This is a genomic window from Xanthomonas sp. BRIP62418, from assembly GCF_003993495.1.
GTDB classification, from domain to species: Bacteria; Pseudomonadota; Gammaproteobacteria; order Xanthomonadales; family Xanthomonadaceae; genus Xanthomonas; species Xanthomonas euroxanthea.
This window is the reverse complement of record NZ_QEZG01000042.1, coordinates 1-21,201: the sequence shown is the minus strand read 5'-3', so window position 1 is coordinate 21,201 and position 21,201 is coordinate 1. Positions and strand designations below refer to the sequence as shown.

19 protein-coding genes and 1 riboswitch are annotated in these 21,201 nt (G+C 67.1%); of the genes, 10 read left to right on the top strand and 9 right to left on the bottom strand.

What is annotated here, in order from left to right; all coding sequences use genetic code 11:
• Positions 1-95: 95 nt before the first annotated feature.
• Positions 96-719: a hypothetical protein gene (locus tag EO174_RS15915; RefSeq protein ID WP_126945824.1), complete on the bottom strand. Its 624-nt coding sequence runs from the start codon at positions 717-719 to the stop codon at positions 96-98.
• A gap of 218 nt (positions 720-937) precedes the next feature.
• Positions 938-1,114, top strand: a riboswitch (FMN riboswitch).
• Between the two features lie 162 nt (positions 1,115-1,276).
• Here EO174_RS15915 and EO174_RS15910 point away from each other — a divergent pair.
• The 6 genes from EO174_RS15910 (at position 1,277) to EO174_RS15880 (ending at position 7,163) form a co-directional block, all read left to right on the top strand.
• Positions 1,277-1,879: a riboflavin synthase gene (locus EO174_RS15910; protein ID WP_104585583.1), complete on the top strand. Its 603-nt coding sequence runs from the start codon at positions 1,277-1,279 to the stop codon at positions 1,877-1,879.
• Complete coding sequence (gene ribB, locus EO174_RS15905; RefSeq protein ID WP_104585536.1) at positions 1,876-3,015, top strand: 3,4-dihydroxy-2-butanone-4-phosphate synthase; 1,140 nt, start codon at positions 1,876-1,878, stop codon at positions 3,013-3,015. The genes EO174_RS15910 and ribB overlap by 4 nt, the downstream gene beginning before the upstream one ends.
• 255 nt (positions 3,016-3,270) lie before the next feature.
• The gene (gene ribH / locus EO174_RS15900; protein ID WP_039423375.1) at positions 3,271-3,735 is read left to right on the top strand and encodes a 6,7-dimethyl-8-ribityllumazine synthase; all 465 of its coding nucleotides are present in this window, start codon (positions 3,271-3,273) and stop codon (positions 3,733-3,735) included.
• On the top strand, positions 3,732-4,211 hold the full coding sequence (gene nusB / locus EO174_RS15895; protein WP_104585534.1) for a transcription antitermination factor NusB: 480 nt from the start codon (positions 3,732-3,734) through the stop codon (positions 4,209-4,211). Before ribH ends, nusB begins: the two co-directional genes overlap by 4 nt.
• Positions 4,212-4,321: 110 nt before the next feature.
• Complete coding sequence (thiL, locus tag EO174_RS15890; RefSeq protein ID WP_104649433.1) at positions 4,322-5,296, top strand: thiamine-phosphate kinase; 975 nt, start codon at positions 4,322-4,324, stop codon at positions 5,294-5,296.
• Positions 5,297-5,582: 286 nt separating this feature from the next.
• Positions 5,583-7,163, top strand: a complete 1,581-nt coding sequence (locus EO174_RS15880) for a CocE/NonD family hydrolase (RefSeq protein WP_126945821.1) — start codon at positions 5,583-5,585, stop codon at positions 7,161-7,163.
• A gap of 715 nt (positions 7,164-7,878) precedes the next feature.
• Here EO174_RS15880 and EO174_RS15870 read toward each other — a convergent pair.
• Positions 7,879-8,823 carry a DegV family protein gene (locus EO174_RS15870; protein WP_126945818.1) on the bottom strand — a complete coding sequence of 315 codons (945 nt, stop codon included), beginning with the start codon at positions 8,821-8,823 and terminating at the stop codon, positions 7,879-7,881.
• 467 nt (positions 8,824-9,290) lie between these two features.
• On the opposite strand from EO174_RS15870, the gene EO174_RS15865 reads away from it, so the two are divergent.
• Complete coding sequence (locus EO174_RS15865) at positions 9,291-10,106, top strand: cellulase (RefSeq protein ID WP_115677940.1); 816 nt, start codon at positions 9,291-9,293, stop codon at positions 10,104-10,106.
• Positions 10,107-10,615: 509 nt separating this feature from the next.
• Here EO174_RS15865 and EO174_RS15860 read toward each other — a convergent pair.
• The 5 genes from EO174_RS15860 to EO174_RS15840 form a co-directional block, all read right to left on the bottom strand.
• Positions 10,616-10,942, bottom strand: a complete 327-nt coding sequence (locus tag EO174_RS15860) for a hypothetical protein (protein WP_180708166.1) — start codon at positions 10,940-10,942, stop codon at positions 10,616-10,618.
• A gap of 144 nt (positions 10,943-11,086) precedes the next feature.
• Entirely contained in the window at positions 11,087-11,503 is a 417-nt protein-coding gene (locus tag EO174_RS15855; protein WP_126945815.1) for a DUF2809 domain-containing protein, read from the bottom strand.
• A complete protein-coding gene (locus tag EO174_RS15850) occupies positions 11,500-11,757 on the bottom strand; it encodes a hypothetical protein (RefSeq protein WP_164740233.1) in 258 nt (85 codons plus the stop codon). The genes EO174_RS15855 and EO174_RS15850 overlap by 4 nt, the downstream gene beginning before the upstream one ends.
• Positions 11,758-11,897: 140 nt before the next feature.
• Complete coding sequence (locus tag EO174_RS15845; protein ID WP_126945809.1) at positions 11,898-13,178, bottom strand: amidohydrolase family protein; 1,281 nt, start codon at positions 13,176-13,178, stop codon at positions 11,898-11,900.
• On the bottom strand, positions 13,175-14,575 hold the full coding sequence (locus tag EO174_RS15840; RefSeq protein WP_104583988.1) for an amidohydrolase: 1,401 nt from the start codon (positions 14,573-14,575) through the stop codon (positions 13,175-13,177). The genes EO174_RS15845 and EO174_RS15840 overlap by 4 nt, the downstream gene beginning before the upstream one ends.
• Positions 14,576-14,715: 140 nt before the next feature.
• Between EO174_RS15840 and EO174_RS15835 the strand changes: the two genes are divergently transcribed.
• The gene (locus tag EO174_RS15835) at positions 14,716-15,276 is read left to right on the top strand and encodes a DUF924 family protein (RefSeq protein WP_126945806.1); all 561 of its coding nucleotides are present in this window, start codon (positions 14,716-14,718) and stop codon (positions 15,274-15,276) included.
• Positions 15,277-15,571: 295 nt separating this feature from the next.
• Here EO174_RS15835 and EO174_RS15830 read toward each other — a convergent pair whose 3' ends face one another.
• Both EO174_RS15830 and grxD read right to left on the bottom strand, forming a co-directional pair.
• The gene (locus EO174_RS15830; RefSeq protein ID WP_126945803.1) at positions 15,572-16,441 is read right to left on the bottom strand and encodes a hypothetical protein; all 870 of its coding nucleotides are present in this window, start codon (positions 16,439-16,441) and stop codon (positions 15,572-15,574) included.
• 219 nt (positions 16,442-16,660) lie between these two features.
• Complete coding sequence (gene grxD, locus EO174_RS15825; RefSeq protein WP_126945800.1) at positions 16,661-17,587, bottom strand: Grx4 family monothiol glutaredoxin; 927 nt, start codon at positions 17,585-17,587, stop codon at positions 16,661-16,663.
• A gap of 45 nt (positions 17,588-17,632) precedes the next feature.
• Between grxD and EO174_RS15820 the strand changes: the two genes are divergently transcribed.
• Together EO174_RS15820 and EO174_RS15815 are read left to right on the top strand one after the other, a co-directional pair.
• Positions 17,633-18,424, top strand: coding sequence for a polysaccharide deacetylase family protein (locus tag EO174_RS15820; protein WP_180707926.1), 792 nt, complete (start codon positions 17,633-17,635; stop codon positions 18,422-18,424).
• 286 nt (positions 18,425-18,710) lie between these two features.
• Positions 18,711-20,900: a TonB-dependent siderophore receptor gene (locus tag EO174_RS15815; RefSeq protein ID WP_126945797.1), complete on the top strand. Its 2,190-nt coding sequence runs from the start codon at positions 18,711-18,713 to the stop codon at positions 20,898-20,900.
• Positions 20,901-21,201 lie beyond the last annotated feature (301 nt).

The window sequence follows — 21,201 nt, the reverse complement described above, 5'->3', positions numbered from 1 at the left end:
GCACTGCACCGCTTGCCCGATGCCGCGCGGGCGTGTGGTTGCGCGCATGAAAAAGGCCCCGCATGCGGGGCCTTCGTGCATCTGCGACGCGCCGATCAGAAGCTTGCGCGCACGCCCACCTTGTACTGGTTGGCGTTGTCGACGAACTGCGCTTCGGCAACCAGGCCCCAGGTGCGGGTGAAGTTGACCTGGCCACCCAGGGTGCCGACGAACTCGCCTTCGTCCACGTCGCTGCCGTCGATGTAGCCGGCCTTGATCCAGGCTTCGGTGCGCGGCGAGGGCTTGCCGCGCAGGCCCAGGTTGGCAAAGCCCAGGGTGGTCGAGTCGGACGCGTTGTCGATCGAGCGACCGCGCAGGCGCAGGTCGGATTCGACCTTGGTGCGCAGCACGCTGATGTCGGCGGTGAACTCGACGCGCTCGGTCATTTCCTGGCGGTAGCCGATCCCCAGCGTGGCCTGCTGCAGGGTGCCGTCGATCACGAAGCCGCTGCCGAGGTTGTAATCCTTGGTGGCACGTTCGTAGCTGGCCAGCAAGTAGGCCGGCTGGGCAATCTGCCAGGAACCGCGGATGTAGCCACCGTCGATATCGTCGGACGCGTCGTTGACGTTGATTTCGGTCCGGTTCCAGCCGCCTTCGACGTAGGAATAGCTCAGGCCTTCGGCCGATGCGGCAAACGGTGCGGCGGCCAACAGGGCAGCCAGGATCAGGGTGTTACGCATTGGATGTCTCTCTCCGAATTGATGTCCGTGTCTCCGTCCCGTTGCGGGAGGGAAAAAGCGACGTCTCCCGTCGCGGCGGGTAAATTAACAGATCCTTCACAATCCTGGCTATGGGGGATTTCCCCATATGACGCAGTGTCCTGCCAGCCGTCGCTGACGCTCAGCCATCGCGCCGATAGGCCCTGTTAGACTTTGCGCACCGGTTCGCCGGTACTCACGAACGTCTTCAGGGCGGGGTGCGATTCCCCACCGGCGGTAGGCATGCGCAAGCATGCGAGCCCGCGAGCGCTTGCGCATCGGAGTTGAGCGGATCCACGCGAAACCCGCTGCGCAAGGTCAGCAGATCCGGTGCGATGCCGGGGCCGACGGTATAGTCCGGATGAAAGAAGACGGCCAACGCGCAGCCTTGCGGCTGTGCGCGCGCCTGTTTGCCTTGTGGCGTTTTTCGCTCAACTCCTGCGAGAAACGACTATGTCCCTGCCTCACCCGTCGCGCTGCGTCGCGATCTTCCTCCGCACTGCGTGCGCTCCGTTGTCGTCAACGACGGGGGCATGCTGATGTTTACCGGAATCATTGAAGGCGTCGGCCATCTGGCAGCGCGCCAGCCGCAAGGCGGCGATGTGCGTTTCACCTTCGCCACCGGCAACCTGCCATTCGACGCGGTGCAACTGGGCGAGAGCATCGCGGTCAACGGCGTGTGCCTGACCGTGATTGCGTTCGATGCCGGCAGCTTCCAGGCCGACGCCTCTACCGAAACCCTGTCGCTGACCACGTTGGGCAGCTTGCCGGAAGGCGCGCTGCTGAATCTGGAGCGTGCGATGCGCCCGACCGACCGCCTCGGCGGGCATCTGGTCAGCGGCCATGTAGATGGCCTGGGCCAGGTGCAGTCGGTGCATGGCGATGCACGGGCGCAGCGCTGGCGGTTTGCCGCCCCGTCGTCGGTATTGCGCTATGTCGCCAAGAAGGGCTCGATCTGCGTGGACGGAGTCAGCCTGACCGTCAACGAGGTGGACGAGGACGGCTTCGAGGTCGCGTTGATTCCGCACACGGTGGCCAACACCGCGTTTGCGCGGACGGCGGTCGGCGCGGCAGTGAATCTGGAGATCGATCTGGTGGCGCGCTACGTCGAACGCCTGCTCGGCACGCGGGGTGCGGCATGAATTTCGCACCCGTTCCGGAACTGATCGAGGAACTGCGCGCAGGCCGCATGGTGGTGATCGTCGATGACGAAGACCGCGAGAACGAAGGCGATCTGATCATGGCCGCCGAGCTGGTCAAGCCGTCGGACATCAACTTCATGGTGACCCACGCGCGCGGGCTGGTGTGCCTGTCGCTGACCCGCGAGCGCTGCGCGCAGCTGGGCCTGGCGCCGATGGTGCGCAACAACACCGCGCAGTTCCAGACCAACTTCACCGTCAGCATCGAGGCGGCCGAGGGCGTGACCACCGGCATCTCCGCCTACGACCGTGCGCACACGGTACGCACCGCGGTGCGGCCGGATGCCAGGCCGCAGGACCTGAGCCAGCCGGGGCATATCTTCCCGCTGATCTCCCAGCCCGGTGGCGTGCTGACCCGCGCCGGCCACACCGAAGCGGCCAGCGACCTGCCGATGCTGGCCGGGCTGGAACCGGCCGGCGTGCTGGTGGAAGTGCTCAACCCGGACGGCAGCATGGCGCGGCGCCCGCAGCTGGAAGTGTTCGCGCGCGAGCACGGGCTGAAGATGGGTTCGATCGCCGATCTGATCGCCTACCGCCTGGCCAACGAGCACACCGTCGAGCGTGTGGACGCGCGCGAGATCAGCACCGAATTCGGCCCGTTCACGCTGGTGACCTACCGCGACCGCATCGCGCACGACCTGCATTTTGCGCTGGTGCGCGGCACGCCCGATCCGGCCACCCCGACGCTGGTGCGCGTGCAGGTGGAAAACCCGCTGGCCGATCTGCTGCACTGGCAGCGCGATGACTTCGGCGTGGCGGCCACCGATGCGCTGCGTGCGATCGCCGCCGAAGGGCAGGGCGTGATGGTGGTGCTGTCGGCGCCGCGCGACAGCGAATCCCTGCTGGCGCGGCTGCGCCAGCAACCGGAAGCGGCCACCAACGCCAAGGACGTCAGCCAGTGGCGGCGTAATGGCGCCGGCGCGCAGATCCTGGCCGAGCTGGGCCTGGGCAAGCTGCGCGTGCTGGGCACGCCACGCCGTCAGGTGGGCCTGGCCGGGTTCGGGCTGGAGGTGGTGGAGTACCTGGAATGCCATCCCGGCGAAGGCGTGCGTGCGGTGCCGGTTGCCGCGCTGCCCTGACGCAGGGCCGGCGGCCTGGAGTCGGCGCTCCGGTCGTTGCCACACGCGCCGCTGGAACCGTGTCGGTCGAGCGGTTCCTGCGGTGGTTGCGCAACGACCACGCTGGCCTGCGGTTGCGCCAGCCGGTGCTGCGCGCCCGCACACCGCCTGCTGCAGACATGGCCGGGCCTGCTTCGGCGCCCCGGCCGGCACCCATCGGCCGGGCCGGGCCCCGGCAGCTGTTAAACTTGCCGCCCCCTCGAGTTGCCGACCCGCATGACCCACTACGAAGGCGATCTCCGCCCCACTACCGCGCGCTTTGCGATCATCGCCAGCCGCTGGAATGCCCGCATCACCGACGCGCTGGTCACCGGTGCGCGCCAGAGCCTGGCCGGCAACGGCATCGGCGAGGACGCCATCGACGTGGTCCGCGTGCCGGGCGCCTGGGAAATTCCGATCGCGGCCAACCGCCTGGGACAATCCGGCCAGCATGCGGCGATCATCGCGCTGGGCTGCGTGATCCGCGGCGACACCCGCCACTACGAACACGTGGCCGACCTGTGCGCCGAAGGCCTGATGAGCGTGCAGTTGCAGACCGGCGTGCCGGTGCTCAACGGCGTGCTGGCGGTCGAGCGCGTGGAAGATGCCGAGGCGCGTGCCGGCGGCAGCCATGGCAACAAGGGCGAGGAATGCGCGCTTGCGGCATTGGAACTGGTCAATTTGATGGAGTTGTTGCCATGAGCAAGTCCGGTGGACATGCCCGCCACGTCCGTCGCGACGGCATCGACCCGGTGCTGCGTTCGCGCGCGCGCCGGCGCGCCTTGCAGGCGGTGTATGCCTGGCAGATTTCCGGCGGGTTCGCCAAGCAGGTGATCTCCCAGTTTGCGCACGAGCAGGCGCACGAAGTGGCCGATCTGGCCTATTTCGAAAACCTGGTCGAAGGCGTGCTGACCAACCGCGCCGAGCTGGATACCGCGCTGACCCCGTATCTGGATCGCGGCGTGGAAGAGGTCGACGCGATCGAACGTGCGGTGCTGCGCCTGGCGGCCTATGAACTGCTGTATCGCCAGGACGTGCCGTACCGCGTGGTCATCAACGAAGCGATCGAAACCGCTAAGCGCTTCGGCTCCGAGCACGGCCACACCTACGTCAACGGCGTGCTGGATCGCGCCTCGGTGGAGTGGCGCAAGGTGGAGTCGGGCACCGGCGGCGCCTGAGGCGCCGCGGGATTGGGCATTTGGGATTGGGGATTGGCCGTGGCGCTGGTCCCTGCCAATGTGCGCCGTGACGAATCCCTAATGCCAAATCCCCAATCCCGGCCCGTCAAATGCCCGAATTCGATCTAATTGCCCGCTTGCGCGCGCGCATTGCGGCGCGTGCGGATGTGCCGTTGGGCATTGGCGACGATGCGGCGCTGCTGCAGCCGCCGCCGGGCGAGCAGCTTGCGATCACCGCCGATACGCTCAATGCGGGCGTGCATTTTCCGCACGAGACGCGCGCCGAGGATCTGGGCTGGAAGACGCTGGCGGTCAATCTGTCCGATCTGGCCGCGATGGGTGCGCAGCCGCGCTGGTGCACCTTGTCGCTGTCGTTGCCGCACGACGATGCCGACTGGGTCGATGCGTTCGCCGATGGCTTCCTTGCACTGGCCGACGCGCACGACATCGCACTGGTCGGTGGGGACACCACACGCGGGCCGTTGTCGTGTGCGGTGACTGCGATCGGCAGCCTGCCGCCGGGTGCGGCGTTGCGTCGCGATGGGGCACGTGTGGGCGACGATGTGTGGGTGACCGGTGCGCCGGGCGAGGCGGCCGCGGCCTTGTCGCTGTGGCAGGCCGGCCAGCTGGACGTGACCTGCGCGGCGGCCGATCCGGTGCACGAGCAGTGGCGCGTCCGCCTGCTGCGCCCGCAGCCGCGCGTGCAGGCCGGGCTGCGCCTGCGTGGGCTTGCGCATGCCTGTGTGGATGTCTCCGATGGATTGCTGGCCGATCTGGGGCATCTGTGCGAACGCAGCGGCGTGGGCGCGCAGCTGGCGCTGACGGCGTTGCCGGCGATGCCGCGCAGCGCCGGGATCAGCGCGCTGCAGTGCATCGGCTGGCAACTCGGCGGCGGCGACGACTACGAGCTGTGCTTCACCGCCGCCGTGCAACACCGCGAGGCGGTGCTGCAGGCGATGGACTTCGCCGCAGTCGCGGTGACACGCATCGGCCGGATCGTCGCCACGCCGGGCGTGGTGGTCCACGATGCCGACGGCAAGCCGTGGCAGCCGCCGCAGCGCGGGTATCAGCACTTCGTGGGCTGAGCGGTTCGCGCGGGAGGCGTTGCCCGGGCCTGCTGCATTGCAGCTAACGTCTGCGGGTCGGGATCGGCCATACGATGGCGCCGGCCGGCTTGCACTTCAGCACGTGTCACGATTGCGGCGCCTACCCTTCGCTTCCCGCCTCCCGATTCCCGATTCCCGATTCCCGATTCCCGGCCCTTGAGCCATACCGTACCGTCTGGTACGTTCGCGACGTTCTCCCCCGAACCACGGATGCATGGCAGCTGCCGCTGGGCCATCCCGGCCCGGCCTTGCGTGGGAGAGAACCATGAACAAGCCTTGGATCGGAGGCATCGCCGCACTGGCGTTGCTGGTGGCATCGGCGTCGGCAATGGCGGGCGCTTTCAGCAAGACCTATGAACGCATTCCCGGCTGGGATGGCGCGCCGATGGGCGCGCTGGTCCTGGTGCCGCAAGGGCAGGGCAGCGGGCCGTTTCCGCTGGTCGTGATGCCGGCCAGCTGGTCGTTGCCGAACCTGGAATACCTTGGTCGCGCCACCCAACTGGCCAGCGATGGCTACGTGGTCGTCAGCTATACCTCGCGCGGGTTCTGGGATTCGGCCGGGCAGATCGACATCGCCGGCGCCGACACGGTGGAAGACGTCAGCGCGGTGATCGACTGGGCGCTGGCGCATACGCCAGCCAACCCGAACGCGATCGGTGCATCGGGCATCTCGTACGGAGCGGGCATCAGCCTGTTGGCGGCCGGGCGCGATCCGCGCATCAAGGCCGTGGCCGCGCTCAGCGGCTGGGCGGATCTGGAAGCGTCGCTGTATTCCAATCGCACCGTCAGCCAGCAAGGCGTTGGACTCCTGGTCGGTGCCGGCGCGCTGACCGGACGGCCCGGTCCGGATCTGGCGCAGATCAGTACACGGGTTGCCGTTGGCGATTACGACGGCGCAGTGCAGGGCTTCCTGCCGCAGGCCGCGTCGCGCAGCCCGGCGAGCGAGGTGGCTGCGCTCAATGCGCGGGGCACCGCCGTGCTGCTGGGCAATGCCTTCAACGATGGCCTGTTTCCGCCGAATCAGACCATCGCGTTCTTCAACCAGCTGCGCGGGCCCAAGCAATTGCTGCTCAGCCAGGGCGATCACGCCACGGCGGAACTGCCGGGCGCGCTGGGCCTGCCCAACGAGGTCTACACGGCGGCCACGCGCTGGTTCGATCGTCATCTCAAGCAGGTGCGTAACGGGGTGGATGCAGAAGCGCCGGTGCGGCTGTCGCCGCGCGCAGGACAGTGGCTGGAGTACCCGGATTGGGCATCGGTGCAGCAGGGCACCACGCGCCTGGGGCTATCCGCACCGGCCGGGTTGCTCAGCCCCACCGGCGACTTGATCGGCGGTACCGCCAGCGGATGGCAATCGCGCATCGCCACCGATGTGCCGACGTTGGCCGACTCGGGCGTGGTGCTGGTCAGCGGTCTGTTGCAAGGCATCGGCGTGCCGGTCACCACGTCGATTCCGTTGGTCAATCGCATCGGCGCGGCAGTGTGGGTGGGTGCGCCGTCAAGCACGGTACGCCGGCTGGCCGGCAGTCCCTCGCTGCGCGTGACCGTGGTGCCCAGTCAGTCGAAGGTGAGCCTGTTCGCGTATCTGTACCGCATGGATGCAGTGGGCGTGGCGCAATTGGTCACGCATGCGCCGTACTCGCTGCGCGGGGCCACGCCGGGCCGCGCAGTGACGCTGGATTGGCCGCTGCAAGCGGCTGCTGCGGAGATTCCGGCAGGGCAGCGCCTGGTGCTGGTGATCGACACGCACGACGCGCGTTATACCGATGCCAGCGATGGCGGGGGCACAGTGACGTTTACCTCGCCGGTGGCAACGCCTTCGGTATTGAATGTGCCGCTGCGGTAACGCTGCGCCGAGCTAATGGCGCGGTGAGTTGTCGGCCGCGTACACCCGATCAGGTGTACGCGTGGATCAATCGCCCTTTATTGAATGCGTAACGGCAACCCACGCGGACCAACCTGATCGGCGGGGTGTCCTTTCCGGCGCCGGCAGTGTTGCAGAGCGTCAGGGCGGTTGCCTGGCTGCAGGGATCAGCGGTAGAGCAGTCGATCTGGCGCTTGGCTGCAGTGCCCTTGCCCTCCCACCATCGCAGGACACGCCGCAAGTACGTCCATGTAGGCTCCGGCGCGGCATCCATGCCGCTCAGGGTCCCGCGACGGTGAGCGGGCAAGGACCAGTCGAGAGGGTCGGTGTGCATGGAAGAGCAGTGCTGGGTGCGCCTTGTTCGATCATGAAGCATCGGCTCCACGTCTGATGCGCACCGTACGACAGACGGCTTTTCAGATGAGCGCCGACCAACTGTCTGGTGCGGTGTCCTCGCCGGTTGCAGGACCGTGTGGTGGCATGGATGCCGCCACCGAGCCCCCAGGGACGGGTTCACGGCGTGTCCCGCAAGCGGTGAGGGCACCGCGCACTCGACGCACCAGGTCTTTTGATTGCATCTAAGAAGTGATGCCGCGACTCAAGCTGTCGGTTGCGTCTGTGTCGGTCCACGGCGTATCCCGCGAGCAGTGAGGACGCCACCGTCGACCATGTTTTTCATGGCCAAGAATGCATGCGGTCAAGCCGAGAATGTATGCGCTTCGGCCGCGAATGCCACTGCCAGTGCGCCCTTGCCGACGTTGACCATGCCGGTCAGGCTCATCACGCTTTCGAATAGTTCCACGTTGTGCGTCTGGCAGGCGTTCTGCAAGGCTGCGTAACCGGGAAGCGCGTGCAACTCGGCCAGTTCGCCGCCGTAGCCCACGCACACGGTCGGCGTCATCAAGCCCGCGCGGATCCTGCGCACGGCAAAGCCGAACAGCTTCTCTGCCGACGGCTCGAAGCCCTTCAGCTTGGCCGCCGGCTCGGTGATGCCGCGGTAGGCGCGCAGCACCGGCTTGATATCCAGCGCGCTGCCGAGCGCGGCACCGATCAGGCCAACGCTGCGATCGCCCTTGCTGCGCGCACGCGCGCGCAGGTAGTAGAGATCGCGCGGAATCATGTAGCCATAGGTATGCTCGGCCAGTTGTTCGAGCCGGCTGCGGATTGCCGCCACGCCCTGACCCTGTTCGCGCAGGCGCACCGCTTCCACTGCCGTGATGCCCTGGCCGGCGAACAGGTTGAGGGTATCGATCACGCGCAGCGCGAATGGCGAGGTGTGGCCGGCGGCCTGCCGGATCGGCTTGTAATCGTTGAGGATCGCGAAGCTGGCCTGCATCGCGTTGTCGAAGATCTGGCTGCGCAGCTTGGAGATGGTCAGGCAGAACACCTGGTCGTAGTCGATGACCAGCCGTTGCAGGAACAGGTCGCGAATCTGATTGACCGAAAATGGCGTGGTTTCCGCCTCGTGTCCGCGCTCGGCCACATGCGCCTGCAGAAAGCTCAGCGTCGCTTCCTCATCGCGGTGGTCGGCCAGCACCGCTTCGCCGATGCGTACGCTGATCGGCAACACGATGACGCTGTTGCGTTGAATAAAGTCTTGCGGCAAATCGCAGGCACTGTCCACCACGATTCCGATGCGCATCGTCGCCCCCTCCGGCTGTTGCGTTATCTGTGCTTGCGAACGCTATCGCAAAACAGGAGAGGCGAGTAGGGCTGACAGCGGTGCCGGTACGCCAAGGGCCGCGTGGTGGAAGCCTGACTGCCGACAGGCAAGCTCGACGCGTACGACGGGCCTGGAGCAAGCAGCCGCGGGGCGGCCAGAAGACGGACCACGCCTCATGTGGCTCTGCACCATTCGCGTGCACTGCGCCGTCATGCAGATGACCGATACATGCAGTGACGCTGCCATTTGCACTGCGAACTGCGGATCGGCGCACGCTTCGGCTGTCAGCTAGCGCCCGCTATCGCAGATGACGAGCAAGGCCTGCTGCAATTGCTATAGCTCCCGTCACAACCCCGCTGCTAGGGTCCAACGCGACCGCTGCAAGGCGGCTTCTCGACGCTGCCGCACCGGCATCGCCGCGCTGAACCCACACGGAGAGAGTCGACATGCAAAACAGCCAATCCAGCATCCCTACGCAGACCGTCACACAGGCGCCGACCACACGGCGGCGCGCATCGCGCTGGTGGAAGGCTGCGCTCGCCGTAGGTCTGGTGGCCCTGGCGCCAGCGGCGCTGGCCGGTCCCTACAAGATCTTTGGCAACCACTACGCGTGGGTCAACAATTTCAATGATCCCAACAACATCATCCAGGGCACGTTCGGCACCGGCAGTACGCCGGAGCTGACCGTCACCTTCAACTTCGCCGACTACAACCTCTACGGCTACCCGGCGATCGTGCGTGGTTGGCACTACGACTGGAACCCGACCAGCGACACGCTGTTTCCGCGGCAGATTTCCTCATTGAGCAAGATCCCGCTCAAGTTCACCTACAGCGCGGGCGGCACCAATCTTGCGGGCGACTTTGCCTACGACATCTTCTTCCGCTGGGATACCGCCAAGGGCAACCCGCAGCTGGAAGTGATGATCTGGGGCGACCACAACTCCTGGCCGATCGGCACCCTGACTGCCAGCAATGTGATCACCGCGGGCGGGCGCACGTTCGACCTGTGGGAGGGCTTCAACTCCGGTGCCGGCTATTACGTCTACACCTTCATCCCGACCGGCACCGCCGGGCAGGCCACGCTCAAGACCAGCGGTAGTCTCAATGTGGACGCCAAGCCCTTCCTCAACTGGTTGCAGACCAACCGGTCCAAGGATGGGCGCTACAACAACAGCATGTACCTGCACGCAGTCGAAGCTGGTTTCGAAGTAGTCCGCGGCAACGGCTGGGCCAAGGTCAGCGCGACGCTGGATGCACAGTAAGCATGGCCCACTTCGGCCGCATGGCTGAGGGCGCGCAGCTGGTTTGATCACGGCGTGCAGCACACCACGCGCCGGTTCCCGCATCGCGTGCGCCGGCCTGGCATTCATCGAAGAGGCCGGTCGCGTGAGAACCAACCAGCTGGCAAGGTGCGCGGCGCATGCAGTGCATGCGTCGCGCTCCGGGTGAGGCAATGGTGACCGGGCCGCATGATTTCGCCTGCGCTCTGTTGTTCTGCAACGACATCGGCAAGGGCGATCCGCAGCTGGACGCGATGCGCCGGGGTGCCGGCAATGCGTCTGCGCCGGGCGCTCAATGGCCGCCACGGCACTGCGCTGTATCCGCAGCTGGCCAATGCCACGCCGTCTGATATCTACCGCGTACAACATGTGTCGCTGCAACGCTGTGCCGGTCACCTTCGTCTGCGATGCGGATGCACGCGGGAACACGCCGGGGCATTGCGATGCGGCAGCTGGGCACTGCACTCCTGTGGTTCAGCGCACTGCCGCTGTCAGCGCAGGGCGTCGCGCGCCGAGGCGATGGCCGCCATCCACTGCTCGCGTTTGCCGAGCACGAAACGATGCTCGCCACCCTCATGCAACTGCAGCGCCAGCGATGTCGGTGCCACCGGCAGCAGGCCGAACAGGCGCGTCCAGCGTGGTTGCATTGTTGCGATTTGGGTCAGGTGTACGGTCAGCGACCGGGTCTGTATGTTGTAGGGGTGCGGCTGGAAATGCAGCGCATCGGCGGTCAGGATCAGTCGCCCGCCGACCGCTTCCAGGCCGCGTTGCAGATTGGCCGGCGCCTGGCGCAACACGACGCGGTCGATCGAGCGCAAGCCGCCGCCCTGAAACAGCGAGCTCACTGTGACGCAGCGGCGGCGCAGCGACGCCGTTGCTGACGCTGCACAGACAGGACGCCGGTGCTGTCGATCAGTGCCGATGAGGAGAAGACAAACATGCGCTAGGCCCGAAGGAGTGCATCAATGCGGCATTTGCCGCCGGAAAGACGCGGCGACACGGCATGACGCCACATCGCCAATGTATGCCACGCCGCCGCCGACCAGATACATCAGCAGATCGTGAACGGTGGCGGTGTTGCCGAGCGCGATGTAGGCCGCGCTGCCCGGGCGCAGCCCGAGCCGGTCGGCCAGGTGCATCGCCTGCAGCCCTTCGATCAGGCACCCGATCGCGACCGCCAGCACGCTCGCCCAGCGGGGCGATAACGCAAGCACGCCGCGCAACCCGCAATACACCAGGATCACCGCCAGCACATCGCCCAGGCTGCCGCGCACCCAGGGCCCACCAAGTGTGCCCGCGCCGATCGCCACTTCGATGACAAACACGGCGAGTGCGATCAGCAGGTAGACCCAGCGCACGCCCGGTGCCATGCGTGTCATTGTGCGAACAGCGCATTGCCGGGGCCGACATGATCGACCGCCGTGATCTGCACCACGCGGTCGCCGGGCGGATTGCGGTGTTGCTCCCGGTCCGCATCGGAGGTCACCGCGAGGCTGGCGCCCACGTCCTGCACGGTGCTGCGGCTGGGCGAGGCGTGAACCGACGGGTCCTGCCGGTCGACCCGGCCCGACTGGGCGAGGGCAGCGAATGGCCGCAGCGTTAGCGATGACATCAGGATGCAGCACACACGCATGGGCAATCCTTATGCGGACGATGCCGCCGGCACGCTGCCGGCGGAGAGGGCATGCAGTGTGCCAGCCCGCGCGGCAACGGCGGCTGTCGCAATGTGGCGGTATCGCCCCGGCGGCGCGCGCAAACGCGCGCCGCCTGCGCTCACTTCAGATAGGCGCGCGGCAACGCGCCGGCCGGTTGCATGTAACGGTCGCGCAGCTCGGTCTGGCGTGAACGCATCGGCATGTCGCGACCGCCCAGCCAGACCTGCTCGGCATAGTGGGCGACATCCAGCGGGTCGCCTTCCCACAGCACCAGGTCGGCCTGCTTGCCGACCGCGATGCTGCCGATGCGATCGGCCACGCCGAAGATCTCTGCCGGCACCCGGGTCAGGCCGGCCAGGCCCGCTTCCCACGGCAAGCCGTTGGCCACCGCATTGCCGGCCAGCTGGCGCTGTTTGCGTGCGTTGTGCGAGGCATCGCCGCTCTGGGCAAAGCTGACCTCCACGCCGGCCGCGCGCAGACGTGCGGCGTTTTCCAGCGTCGCGCCGATCTGGTCGAAGGTGGACGGCAGGTCCGCCAGCGCGTCCACCAGCACCGGTACGTTGGCCTGCGCCAGCTGCGGTGCGAGCTTCCAGGCCTCGGTGCCGCCGGCAATGGCGATGCGTACCTTTTCGCGCTGCGCCCAACGCAGCAGCTGGCGGATGTCGGCGGCGCGCTCCACCTGCACCACGATGCGGCCCTGCCCGGCCAGGTATTTGGCCAGCACGCTGCGGCCGACCGGGGTCAGCAGCGCGTGCGGCGAATCGGCCGGCACGCGTCCGCGTGCTTCGGCCACCAGTTGGTCGAGCAGCATCCATTGCGCGGCACGCGAGCTGCCGGTCAGATCGGATGCCGCCGCACCGATGCGGATGAACAAGGCATGCGGGCCGACCGGGTCCGGGCTGCCGTCCAGCCGCACCACGCCGCCTTGTCCGGCGATGAAGGCACCGCTGGTGGTCGCGCCCAATGCAGTGAAGCCGATGCCTTCCACGCGCGCCACCGGCACCAGCACCGAGTCGGGGTTGTAGGCCAGGGTGACGTCGAATTCCGGGCGCATCGGCTGGTCGCTGAGCTTGACGCCGCTGTCCACGGTGCTGTCTTCGCCGGAGACTTCCTCGACACCGATCTCGGTGATGCCGCCGAACAAGGCCGGCGTCAGCGGGCGGCCCCTGGCCTCGACCACGCGGCCATCGGTGGGCACGGCCAGGTTGCGGCCGATCGCGCGGATCACCCCGGCCTGCACCAGCACATCGGTATCGCGCAGCGTGCCTTGTGCGGTGGCGGTATGCACGGTGGCGCCACGGATCAGCACCTGCTGGCCGAATGCGGGCAATGCCAGCACTGCCAGGACCATTGCGGAGATCGCGCGCAGACGCGGGCGAACCAGGCTGGCGCGGCTCATCGTGCCACCTCCTGGCCGAGCATGAAGTCCGAGACCGGCTGCAGTGCGCGGTTGCGGCGGTCGTAGACCTGCGCGCCGTCGATGTAGACCTGTTCGGCCAGCGCGTAGGAGCTGAAGGGATTGCCGTTCCACACCACCACATCGCCCATCTTGCCCGGCTCCAGTGCGCCGGTCTGCTGCTCGATGCCCAGCGCCTTGGCCGCGTTGCTGGTGAGCCAGCGGATCGCACGTTCGGGCGGGATCTCCATGCCGCTGCGGCGCGCGTTGGCGAGCACCTTGGCCGCTTCCTGGTTCAGGCGCTGGATGCCTTCTTCCGAATCCGAATGCACGATGGCGCAGCTGTTGGCCGGGCGGTCGACCAGCGCGATGTTTTCCTGGATGCCGTCGAAGGCTTCCATCTTGAAGCCCCACCAGTCGGCCCACAGCGCGCCGCAGACGTTGTCCTGCGCCAGCCGGTCGGCCAGCTTGTAGGCTTCCACGCCGTGGTGGAAGGCGGCGATGTGGAAGCCGAATTCCTTGGACAGGTCCAGCATGGTCGCCATCTCGTCGGCGCGGTAGCAGTGGATATGCACGCGGATGTCGCCGTTGATCGCGCCGGCCAGCGTATCGAGCTTGAGATCGCGCTTGCCGCCGGCATCGCCGCTGCTGTCGTTGTCGCCGCCGCGGCTCCACCAGTGGCGCTTCTTTTCGGCCTTCTTCTTCGGTGCGTTCTTCTGCAGGTACTCGGCCGCATCGATGAAGGCGGCGCGGTAGCCGGCCACGTTGCCCATGCGGGTGGCGGGGCCGCCCTTCTCGCCGTACACGCGCTTGGGGTTCTCGCCGCAGGCCATCTTCAGGCCCCAGGGCGCACCGGGAAACTTCATGCCCTGGTAGGTCGTGGAGGCCACGTTCTTGAGGGTGACGCCGCGCCCGCCGATCAGGTTGGCCGAGCCCGGCAGGACCTGCAGCGAGGTGACGCCTCCGGCCAGGGCGGTGCCGAAGCCGGGGTCCTGCGGCCAGATCGAATGCTCGGCCCACACGTTCGGGGTGACCGGTGCGGTCATCTCGTTGCCATCGCTATGCGCACTGACGCCGGGGCTGGGATACACGCCCAGATGCGAGTGCACGTCGATGATGCCGGGGGTGACCCACTTGCCGGTGCCGTCGATGCGGCGCACATCGGCCGGCGCCTCCAGCCCGCGCCCGACCGCAGCCACCTTGCCGTCGCGCAGCAGTACGTCGGCGTCGTCCAGCCGCTGGCCGGTGCCGGTGAGCACCGTGGCGTGCTGGATCAGCACCGGACCGGACGCGAGCGCGTGGTAGGTGCTGGGATAGGGGTCTTGCACGAAACGCGATGCCGCAGACGCAGGCCCGCACAGCAGCGCCGCGCCAAGGGCGGCGAACAGGATGGAACGCATGGATTTCCCCGGTGTAACGAAAACGTCAGCCGCAAACCTAGCGGCCGGCGGCGTGCTTGCCAAGTGCTGCATTGCCGGTGGCGGCGGCCTCATCACATGCGCATGGGCATGCTATGCCGTATTCGTCAGGGGAAACGTCGATGATCGTCAAATCAGAGCGCAACAAACAGGCCGATGTGGTGCTGGCTTTCTGGGAGCTGGCCGGCTCGGCCCGCTGGTTCACCCACAACGATGCGTTCGATGCCAACTTCCGCCAGCATTTCAGCGAACAGCACTTTGCGGCGGCGCGTGGCGAGTATGCGCACTGGATGGAACGCGCGGAGGATGCATTGGCCTTGCTGATCCTGCTCGACCAATTCCCGCGCAACGCGTTCCGCGGCAGCGCGCATGCCTACGCCACCGACGGCCTGGCGCTGTCCTGCGCGCGGCAGGCGCTCGCCAGCGGCTTCGATCAGCAGGTCTCGGCGGAGTTGCGGCTGTTTTTCTATCTGCCGTTCGAGCATGCCGAAGACCTGCAGGCGCAGGCGCGTTCGGTGCAGCTGATCACCGCGCTGGACGATGCGGAAACCACGCGCTGGGCGGTGGAGCACCAGCAGATCATCCAGCGCTTCGGACGCTTCCCGCATCGCAATGCGGTGCTGGGGCGTGAAACCACCGCCGAAGAGCAGCGGTTTCTCGACGACGGTGGATTTGCCGGCTGAGGGACGGCGGCTGTGGCCTGCGCGCTTGCACGCTGCTGCGGCCTTTCCGCACTGCGCACGTGCGTCTGGGCAGGCGGATCGGGTGCGGTGATCGATGCGGATCGATCAATGACTCACCTGCGCACGATGTCGACCGCCGATCGACATCGTGCAGTCACGCCGTGACATCAATGGCTTGGCGCCGCCGATGCGCGGATGACTTGCACGAGGACGAGCAGCGTTTTCTCTGGATCCCGCCGGTCATGCAGCGCGATGGCAGATACCGATCCGGCATCGGCCATCGCGCTGCGGCTGATCAACAGCCGCCCATCAAGCCTTCCGAACGCCAGTTGGTGCCTTCGCCCAGCAGCAGATAGAAGCCATAACTCTCGTAGCCGCTTTCCGACAGCACGAAGTCGAGCGTACCGTTGCCGTCGATATCGCCGAACTGCAGCAGATGCGTGCGCAGTGGCAGGTCTTCGCAATCGTCGCAGCCGCTGGCCGCGCTCCCCTTGCGGAACTGCCAGCGGCTGCCGTCGTGTTCGAAGATCGCAAGCACCACGAGGACGCCGGTCGGGTTGTCCGGGTTGCCGGTTCTGGTCGGGTGATTGGAGGTCAGCACGGCCACACGTCGCTGCGGCTGCCGGGTGTCGGTAAAGACCTGCAGCGCCGCCAGATCCTGCGCACGATCGGCAGTGAATGCCGTCAACGCCTGGGCCAGCGCCGCAGGCGTGACGCTCTTGCGCAGCTGCGCGGTCTCCCCGACCTGGCGCAACAGCTCGGTCTGTTCGGAAGCGGTGGCATTGCGGGTCGCAAAGCGCTTGCCGGGATTGAGATCCACCGTCGCCAACAACGGCGAATTGGACAGCGTTGCGGTGCCCTTCAAACGCAGCTTTGCGGTGCCGCCGCACATGCTGTTGTCATCGACGATCAGCGACGCAAGCTGCACGCTGCCGGTGGACACGCCCGCATCGAAGACCTGCAGCGGCTGGCTCAGCAGCGACCTGGGCATGCTGGACTCCTTCGCGACGCCGCGACCCAGCCACACCGGAACGTATTCCAGCGGGTCTTCGGTCGGCTGGCTGTCGTAGGTCTGTACCAGCATGACCGCGCGCGCCGGTTCGGCGGCCTGTGCGGCCAGCGGCAACAGCGCGGCCATTACGAGAGCGGGCAGGCGGGTGTGCATTGCAGCAAGTCCTTGTGGGTGGCGATCCATGAAAAAACGGACGCTCCGTGGAGCGCCCGTTTCGGGGTATGCAACGTAGCAAATGCGGCTTAAGAAACTGGCGGGCGATTCCAGCCGGCTGCCGTCGGGCGTGGATGCCGTGCGGTGACCATCGTGCCTGCGGACTGCATGCAGCTGAAGGGCACCGGCCGTGCCCTCCTGGCGATCCGCCGTCTGGCCTCAGTACTTGGCAACGCCGTTGTCCACTTCGTCCGACCATGCGTCGATGCCGCCGGTGACGTTGTAGACGTTGCTGAAGCCCAGGCCGCGGAAGTGCTCGGCCGCCTGCAGGCTGCGCCCGCCGCGGTGGCACAGGAACGCCAGCGGGGTGTCCTTGGGCAACTGCTCGATGGCGGCGCGCTCGTGCGCATCCAGCGTGCGGAACGGCGCGGCAACCGTGGCCAGGGCGCGTTCGTCGGCCGGGCGCACGTCGACCAGGGTCAGCGTACCGGCCTTCAGGCGGTCGTCGGCATCGCGCACCGACAGCTCCTGCACCGGCTTGGGTGCATTGGGATTGTCGATGGCCAGGCCACGACCACGGATGTCGTCCACCCAGTCGATGGTGATGCCGTCGGCGCGGCGGGCGCTGGCCAGGTCGAACTGCACGCGCAGGCCGTTGGACTCGGCAGCGATGGCGTTCGGGTTGTTCGGCGCCAGCTGGAAGTTGGGCTGGAAGTTGGCATCGATGGCCAGCGTCAGCGAGGCATCCGGCGCATCGGCCAGCGCGCCCTTGAGCATCTCGACCGCGGCCGGGGTGATGGTGATTCTGGGCGGAGTCCGGTCTGGCGCCTGCAGGCCGAGCATGCTGCTCAACTCACCGCTGTCGGCCATCTGCAGGATGATGTCGCTGCCGCCGATCAACTCGCCGTCCACATACAGCTGCGGAATGGTCGGCCAGTCGCCGTAGGCCTTGATGCCTTCGCGGATCTCCTGGTCGGCCAGCACGTTGACGTGGGCATAGTCGATGCCCAGGCCGTCCAGCACGCCAACCGCCTTGGCCGAAAAACCGCACTGCGGCATGCCGGGCTGGCCTTTCATGAAGAGCACCACGCGGCTGGATTGCAGCAGCGTATCGATGCGGGAACGCAGGGCGGGATCGAGGGACATGGCAGCACTTCGGTCAGATCGTGGAGTCCGGGCATTCTACGCCGCATGGCATCATGCGGCATGACCACGCTTCAAACGCTGTATCGCATCCCCTCGCACCCTTACCGCTGGGTCGGCCTGCTGGCCCTCTCGCAGGCAGCGGTGGCGCTGCTGTGGTGGCATCTGGGCTGGGTCTGGGGCGTACCGGCGTTGCTGCTGTCGCATGCGGCGTTCGTGGTGCCGGTGTTCCTGCCGCGCGCGCGTCTGTACGCGCCGGTGCTGGCGCGCCTGCCGGGCCGCGCCCCGCAGGTATGGCTGACCATCGACGACGGCCCCTCCGACGACACCCCGGCGATGCTGGAGCTGCTGGACGCCTTCGATGCCAAGGCCACCTTCTTCGTGGTCGGCGCACGCGCCGAGCAGCGGCCTGAACTGGTGCGCGAGATCGTGCGTCGCGGGCACGGCATCGGCAACCACAGCCATACCCATCCGCAGGCCTGGTTCTGGGCGCTGGGACCGCATCGCATGGCGCAGGAAATCGGCCAGGCGCAGCGCGTGCTGGCCACCATCACCGGGCAGGCGCCACGGCTGTACCGCTCGGTGGTGGGCATGACCAATCCCTTCGTCGCCTCGCCGCTGCGGGCGCATGGGCTGACCCGCGTGGCCTGGAGCGCGCGCGGTTTCGACGGGGTGCGTTGCGAGCCGGATGCCACCGTGGCCCGCATCGTGCGCGACCTGCGCCCCGGCGCCATCGTGCTGCTGCACGAGGGCGCCGCGCACGGACACAACCTCACCATCCTGCGCGGCGTACTGGAGGCGATGCACGCGCGCGGCCTGGCCGGGCGGCGTCCGGACTGAGGTCCTGCGGACCGCGTCGCGATGAGGTGGCGCGGGCCCACGCAGGGATGATCCATCGTCCGTGTCTGCCGGACCTGCTCCGGTACGGCGCATCGTCTGTAGTGGCTGAGCCGCCCGGAGCCAGCGGCGTCGAAACCCGGCGCTGATCCACGCATGTATTGACAGCGATTTAACGTGGATCGACCATGCGCCCCCCAGCCAGCAAACGGGCGCGCCTTTCGAGGGTGCTGCCGACGCCAGCCTCAAGCCGTCATCGACGGCCATATCCGCTCTTGAGGCTGACCCCATGTCCCATCGCATCGTCTCTGCGCGCGCGCCCATGCGTGCGGATCTCCGTTCGCCGCAGTTCCCGCTGGCGTCCTCCCTGCTGGCGCTGGCCTGCGCATGGCCATTGGCGGCTGCGGCGCAATCGAGCACGCGCGACCCGGTCGATCTGGACCGCCTGCAGATCCAGGCCCATCGCGGTGCCGCGACCGAAGGCACCGATTCCTACACTGCCGATGTCGCGCGCAGTTCGACAAGGCTGGAGCTGTCGCTGCGCGAGACGCCGCAGTCGGTGGTGGTGGTGACCCGCCAGCAGATCGTCGACCGCAACCTGCAATCGCTGCAGGACGTCACCGACACCGTCGCCGGCTTCAACTCGCCAACCTGGGACACCGAGCGCACCTACATCAACGCGCGCGGCTTTGAAGTGGACTACTACCGCATCGACGGCATTCCCACCGACTACACCGGCGATGTGCAGCAGAACATGGCGATCTACGACCGGGTGGAAATCGTCCGCGGCGCCAACGGCCTGACCTCCGGTGCGGGCAACCCGGCGGCATCGATCGACCTTGTGCGCAAGCATGCCGACAGCGACGTGCTCACCGGCCGCGTCGATCTGTCGGCAGGGCGCTGGGACCGCTATCGCGGCACGCTCGACCTGCAATCGCCCTTGAACGCCGCCGGCAACGTGCGTGGACGGGTGGTGACCAGCTATGAAGACAAGCAGTCGTTCCGCGATTACTACAGCAAGCAATCGTCGCTGTTCTACGGCATCGTCGATGCCGATTTCAGCGACGCCACCCGCGGCTATGCCGGCGTCAACAAGCAGCGCAACGACGGCCGCGGGACCACCTGGGGCGGCGTGCCGGCGTACTTTAGCGACGGCAGCCGCACCGACTTTGCACGCTCGGATTCGTTCACGCCGCGCTGGGCGCGCGGCGTGGCCGACACCACCAATGCCTTCGCCGGCCTGACCCATCGCTTCGACAACGGTGCGCAGCTGCACGTGGAGTACTCGCATCAGCGTTTCGAAGCCGATTGGAAGTCGGTGCTGTTCGGCTACTTCGATTACCCGGCCCGCGCTACCGGCCTGGGCCTTGCCACCAACTTTGGCGGGCGCTATCCCGCACTCACTGCGCAAAACAGCCTGGATGCCTACCTCAGCGTGCCGCTGACCTGGTGGGGCCGCAACCACGAGCTGATCGCCGGTGCCACCTGGATGAACCGCAACGTGCGCAGCTGGTCCAACGGGCCCGAGCCGTCGCAGTCACTGACGGCCGAAAGCGTCTACGCCTGGACCGGCAGCATGGCGCAGCCGCAATGGACGCCGCTGGTGAAGGGCGAAGAACGCGATGTACGCCAGGTGGCCGCCTACGCCGCCGGCCGTTTCAGCCTGACCGACGCGCTTACCGCCATCGTCGGCGCGCGCGTCACCGACTGGAAGAACACCGACCAACTGGTGCCGGCCAACACCTACGAGCGCCGTGGCCGCACCACGCCGTACGCCGGCCTGATCTTGGACGTGGACGACCACCATTCGCTCTATGCCAGCTATACCGGCATCTTCAAGCCGCAAAACAACCGCGATCGCGGCGGGCGCTATCTCGCCCCGCTGGAAGGCAACAGCTACGAGGTCGGTGCCAAGGGCGAATACCTCGGCGGCCAGCTCAATGCGGCACTGGCGTTGTTCCGGATCGAGCAGGACAACCTGGCGGTGAACGATCCCGGGCAACTGGTGCCGGGCACCACCACTCAGGCCTTCCTCGCGGCGAAGGGCACGGTCAGCCAGGGCGTGGAGTTCCAGCTCGATGGGCAGCTGTCCGCGCAATGGCGGATTGCATTCGGCTTTGCCCAGTTCGATGCCAATGATGCCAGCGGCGTCGATGTCAATCCGACCAGCCCGCGTCGCGAGGCCACCCTGTTCACCAGCTGGCAGACCGGCCCGTGGCGCGTGGGCGGTGGCCTGAGCTGGCAGTCGGCCATCCACGACTTGATGTCCGCGCCACAGGGCAGCACGCAGCGGCTGAGCCAGGGCAGCGTGGTGCTGGCCAACGCAATGGCGCGCTACGACATCAACCAGGCATGGTCGGCGCAGCTCAACGTGCGCAACCTGTTCGACCGCACCTACTACGCCAACATCGTCTACCAGAGCCAGTTGATCTACGGCGACCCGCGCGATGTGGAGCTGACGCTCTCCTGGAAGTTCTGATCTTGCTCCAGACGACAGGCTTTGACGGTATCCATGCCGCTACCGAGCCTCCACGGGCGGGTTCACGGCGTGTCCCGTGAGCGATGAGGGCACCGCGCACTCGGCGAACCAGGCATTTGCCTGCATCCAAACGGCGCGGCAACTCGGTGACTTGGTTGTCTCGAAGTGATTGGTCATCGCGGATGGATCAGTTGTAGAGCGGATGATCTGCGACTTCGCTGCACGGCCCTTGCCCGCCCACCCTCGCAGGACACGCCGCAAGTACGTCCTTGTAGGCTCTTACGCGGCATCCATGCCGCGT

What these genes read in the sequence shown, in the direction of transcription:
- EO174_RS15915 (WP_126945824.1), bottom strand. Translation starts at nt 719, where the DNA reads ATGCGTAACACCCTGATCCTGGCTGCCCTGTTGGCCGCCGCACCGTTT.
- EO174_RS15910 (WP_104585583.1), top strand. Translation starts at nt 1,277, where the DNA reads ATGTTTACCGGAATCATTGAAGGCGTCGGCCATCTGGCAGCGCGCCAG.
- ribB (WP_104585536.1), top strand. Translation starts at nt 1,876, where the DNA reads ATGAATTTCGCACCCGTTCCGGAACTGATCGAGGAACTGCGCGCAGGC.
- ribH (WP_039423375.1), top strand. Translation starts at nt 3,271, where the DNA reads ATGACCCACTACGAAGGCGATCTCCGCCCCACTACCGCGCGCTTTGCG.
- nusB (WP_104585534.1), top strand. Translation starts at nt 3,732, where the DNA reads ATGAGCAAGTCCGGTGGACATGCCCGCCACGTCCGTCGCGACGGCATC.
- thiL (WP_104649433.1), top strand. Translation starts at nt 4,322, where the DNA reads ATGCCCGAATTCGATCTAATTGCCCGCTTGCGCGCGCGCATTGCGGCG.
- EO174_RS15880 (WP_126945821.1), top strand. Translation starts at nt 5,583, where the DNA reads ATGAACAAGCCTTGGATCGGAGGCATCGCCGCACTGGCGTTGCTGGTG.
- EO174_RS15870 (WP_126945818.1), bottom strand. Translation starts at nt 8,823, where the DNA reads ATGCGCATCGGAATCGTGGTGGACAGTGCCTGCGATTTGCCGCAAGAC.
- EO174_RS15865 (WP_115677940.1), top strand. Translation starts at nt 9,291, where the DNA reads ATGCAAAACAGCCAATCCAGCATCCCTACGCAGACCGTCACACAGGCG.
- EO174_RS15855 (WP_126945815.1), bottom strand. Translation starts at nt 11,503, where the DNA reads ATGACACGCATGGCACCGGGCGTGCGCTGGGTCTACCTGCTGATCGCA.
- EO174_RS15850 (WP_164740233.1), bottom strand. Translation starts at nt 11,757, where the DNA reads ATGCGTGTGTGCTGCATCCTGATGTCATCGCTAACGCTGCGGCCATTC.
- EO174_RS15845 (WP_126945809.1), bottom strand. Translation starts at nt 13,178, where the DNA reads ATGAGCCGCGCCAGCCTGGTTCGCCCGCGTCTGCGCGCGATCTCCGCA.
- EO174_RS15840 (WP_104583988.1), bottom strand. Translation starts at nt 14,575, where the DNA reads ATGCGTTCCATCCTGTTCGCCGCCCTTGGCGCGGCGCTGCTGTGCGGG.
- EO174_RS15835 (WP_126945806.1), top strand. Translation starts at nt 14,716, where the DNA reads ATGATCGTCAAATCAGAGCGCAACAAACAGGCCGATGTGGTGCTGGCT.
- EO174_RS15830 (WP_126945803.1), bottom strand. Translation starts at nt 16,441, where the DNA reads ATGCACACCCGCCTGCCCGCTCTCGTAATGGCCGCGCTGTTGCCGCTG.
- grxD (WP_126945800.1), bottom strand. Translation starts at nt 17,587, where the DNA reads ATGTCCCTCGATCCCGCCCTGCGTTCCCGCATCGATACGCTGCTGCAA.
- EO174_RS15820 (WP_180707926.1), top strand. Translation starts at nt 17,633, where the DNA reads ATGGCATCATGCGGCATGACCACGCTTCAAACGCTGTATCGCATCCCC.
- EO174_RS15815 (WP_126945797.1), top strand. Translation starts at nt 18,711, where the DNA reads ATGTCCCATCGCATCGTCTCTGCGCGCGCGCCCATGCGTGCGGATCTC.